This is a genomic window from Vibrio sp. 10N.247.311.13, from assembly GCF_041467595.1.
Classification (GTDB): Bacteria; Pseudomonadota; Gammaproteobacteria; order Enterobacterales; family Vibrionaceae; genus Vibrio; species Vibrio crassostreae_C.
Genome location: NZ_JBFSUX010000113.1, coordinates 1 through 3,788, shown reverse-complemented (window position 1 = coordinate 3,788; position 3,788 = coordinate 1). Strand labels below are relative to the sequence as shown.

The 3,788-nt window shown below is 40.4% G+C and carries 3 protein-coding genes and 1 pseudogene; all 4 read left to right on the top strand.

Annotation, left to right across the window (positions count from 1 at the left end; translation table 11 throughout):
* A pseudogene (locus AB6E52_RS22785) lies at positions 1–620 on the top strand (group II intron maturase-specific domain-containing protein); the annotation flags it as partial.
* Positions 621–1,069: 449 nt separating this feature from the next.
* Positions 1,070–1,951, top strand: a complete 882-nt coding sequence (locus tag AB6E52_RS22780; RefSeq protein ID WP_102320228.1) for a hypothetical protein — start codon at positions 1,070–1,072, stop codon at positions 1,949–1,951.
* Between the two features lie 66 nt (positions 1,952–2,017).
* Positions 2,018–2,809, top strand: coding sequence for a hypothetical protein (locus AB6E52_RS22775; protein WP_017062448.1), 792 nt, complete (start codon positions 2,018–2,020; stop codon positions 2,807–2,809).
* 456 nt (positions 2,810–3,265) lie between these two features.
* Positions 3,266–3,685, top strand: a complete 420-nt coding sequence (locus AB6E52_RS22770; RefSeq protein WP_102320229.1) for a hypothetical protein — start codon at positions 3,266–3,268, stop codon at positions 3,683–3,685.
* The last annotated feature ends 103 nt before the right edge of the window (positions 3,686–3,788 follow it).

Genomic DNA, 3,788 nt, shown 5'->3' with positions numbered 1-3,788 from the left:
CTAACTTTATTGGATATGCCGACGATTTCGTCGTCACTTGCGCTTCAAAGGAAGTGCTCGAGAACGATATCAAACCGCTGATTGCTGATTGCTGATTTCTTAGCGGAAAGAGGCTTAACATTATCCGAAGAGAAAACGCACATTACTCATATCAACGATGGCTTTGATTTTCTTGGGTTCAACCATAGGAAGTACAAAGGGAAACTGCTCATCAAGCCGAGTAAATCCAATACGTTGATGTTCTTAAGCAATCTGCGTGAACTCATCAAAAAGCACGTAACCCTTCCAGTGAATGATCTTATCAAACTGATAAATCCTAAACTCAGGGGATGGTCGAACTATTATCGGCACTGCGTAGCTAAACAGGTATTCGGATATGTAGGTCACAAGTTATTCCATACGTTATGGCACTGGGCTAAAAGGCGTCATCCAACAAAGTCTAAAACTTGGATTGCCAGTTCAATCTCTTCCAAATAGCCAAAGTGCCAATAGAAAGGCATGTGAAAATCCGAAGTGCAGCGACACCCTTTGACCCTCTTTACCAAGAATACTTGGTAAAGAGAAAATCTAAAAGGCTAGCTCGTAACTCTTGGAACGAACCTGCTTCGACTGCTTTATAAGTTGCTGGGTATCAAACGATGCCTTCGTGGAGGCTTGAGCCTAGTGCAGTGAAAGTTGCACGCTGGGTTCTTAGGGAGACGGCACTTGGTAACAAGTGTCGTCCACCCGACACTTTCGAGTTATAAAGTGCCACGAGTAAAAATTCAGCCTGAGAAGCTTTTGGACAAAAGTCAGTTAGGGTCGATGCTCTAAATAACCCTCTATTCATTACTTGATGTATTCTGACCGAACCAATCCCCACTAAAGTGTAAGTCAATGATAAACCCCCTATGTCATCACCGCTCTAACCATCACAAGGGATCAGATCGCAGAACTCCGAAAAGGTTCAACTGATTTAGGCAACAACGCCATGTTCACTCTAACGACTTGAGTTTCCGTCAAAATCATCAGATTTTTCTTTGAAGAGAGTATATATTGATGCAACTGAATGCATTGTGAGGAGAATAATATGTCAGTTATGGATTATCAAGATGCTTCGAAAGAAGAGCTTCAAGAACTAGAAAACGAAAGACTTGAGCTACTGAACGACTTTAAAGAGCAGTTGGCAGTGTTCTGTGATTACCTAAAGGTTGACTTAGACCAGCAAGCGACCTTGAAATCACTAGACACCGCAACAGCACTCACGCTTTCCTCTCCACGTTATATTCCTGCACAAAAGGGAATTTTAAAAATCTCAGCTCAAGGCTATTTAAGTATAAAATTGGTTGAGAAAGTCAAATCAACCACCACAGACATTGTTAAGGCGCTGGCCAACAAAATTGCAGACTCTTCCCAAAAACTGCCATGCAATGACATTGCACTTAAAGGTTCCGTTGATTCCATCGCCGCAAAGCTGACTCAACACTACTTGTTTGGCCATAGACGCTTTTATGACGTTGAACCAATTCCAGAAGTCCCAACATTGAGGAACAACGACTTAAGAGCTTTATGTGAACGTCACCTTCTCGATCGAGTAAAGGAGCGTTATACGTCTCACTACCACCGCTACAGATTATGGGACGGAAGAGCCATCAATTTATTTTCTAGCTACCTGTTTAATGTCAAAAGTGAAGAGCATAGTTTCTTTGATTCTAAGAACTTAATTCATCTTCTGAATAACACCCCTGCGCCAATCAAAAAAGAATGGTTTAAAGATGAATGCATCGAATGTTGGGAAGCGCTTTATGCAGATGGCCCACGTTATGCGTATACCGAGCTTGCCTACCCTGATGAGAGTGGTGTCATTTTTGAAGAATACGTACCACTAGACATGGTAAGTGAAGATGTATGGGATTCGCTTTATGAGCGCTATAAAAACAAACTGAAAGAACATGTCGAGTTCGCCCAATAACTCTTGTGTGTCTTACCTCTAATCAAAATTAAGCAAATAATTGTCAATAAAAGGAACAAAGAAAAAATGACCGCGACAATTTCAGTCAGCAAAAGTGCGATATTTGAGCTAATCATGGCTGGTTTAGAAGCTTATGCTGTAAAACATCAGGGCAGCAAGAGTATTTCTGTAGAAACCGCCGCTCACCTTTGGGGGTACGTGAACAAAACACATCCATTTAAATGTACGATAAATCATGTCTCTGTAGAGACGTCTGCAAAGCGAAGGCGCTCTTCAGTTGAATTTAGCTCTGAATCTCTTTTGATTAAAAAAGACATCGCGAAAGTGTTCGGAGACCAGTATCAATATATAGGAACCGCTCATTCTCACCCTTATTTGCGGGAAGAAAACATCGATGCCGCAAGAATCAGAAAAGACAAGTTGTATGAATTATCTGATGCTGATCATAAATGTGAGATTGGATATCCCGAAATTGAGGTGACTGGTAAATCGTACAGTGTAGCTTTGGTACTAACGGTTCATTCGATGCTTAAGGCTGATGATAGAAAAGATGGAACAAGCTTCGGAGAACCACTTATCGAGTTTTCTCTCGGCAATATCAAATTCTGGCTGTATGGCCGAGTTTTTGAGCATAAATCGAAGTCATCTTTGAGCGACGAGGAACGTCATTCTTATGAACGTTATAAGTTGGCCCTAAGTAATGTTCCCAACGATAAAATAGTTCCTGTGCCTCTAGAGACTGTGTTAGAAAGTGGTGTTTTTATAGATACATTGTGCAAAGACTTTGGCAGATTGAGGTTTTTAGATAATGAATCAGAATATGATTTAGCCACTGTTGCAGAGCGTAGATGGGGATAACGTTTCTGGCGTAGTCTCAGCTTACGCTTGTTTTGTTAGCGGCACTGGTTCAAGTGCTGCTATATGGTCTAAGATGTTTCACACTCTAAGTTAGTAGTTCTAAGGCGCTTTTATCCCAAAGCATGGCGGCATAACACATCTCTGGACAGAACCTTGCCAGAGATTTTGTTAAATTAGCGGGCAACGGATTAATTCAGGTATTGAAAACTTGGTTAGGCAAAACGCAAGACCTACCCCTATTGCTGTAATCAGTGAAACAGAGTAAGACCTAACTGGTTTATTAACCGCTTACATATGAACAAGCTACAGTGACGAGTTCACCGTTCACGACGTGGTCAAAGCTAAGTAAACTGCATCTAGTGAGGTGAGTATTTAATCATTGACTTATCATTACGCACCATTGATTACCGAGATGCAATTACGTACTCTTTTGAGAAAACTATCATAAGGCATAGCATGGCAATTCATATAATTTTAAAATTCGAGAAAAAGTACAATACAAAACTTCGGTTTGATGTTTATGCTGGCGATGAAATCAAAGTACGTGACATGCGTAAAGAAGCATTACAAGCAGCTAAAAAGATTGCTACTGAGCAAGGTATAGAAACAAGAGTTAAGTTTGAACTTTATGCAAACTTAGAAGGTTCAATTGATTGGAATGGCAATGGTTCTAGTTGTTATGAATATCACCAGAAAGCAGAAATATTAACCAATGAAATTGAACTCGCTAATCTTGAATGCGAGTTAGACGCTCACGGTTGGGGTGGCTTTTATTTCGATGATGACCCTGAAGCTGAAAAGAAACAACTTGAGAAAAAAATAGCTAATATGAAGCTCAAAGTACAAAACGAATTATCCATAAATGAACAATCATAAGTAGGCCCAATATCTAACAGCTCAAGTCCAAAAGCTTGAGTCGCTTTTGGGCTTTGTTTCCTAATTGGATCTCAGATAGAAACGGCCAGTATGGGTGATTATT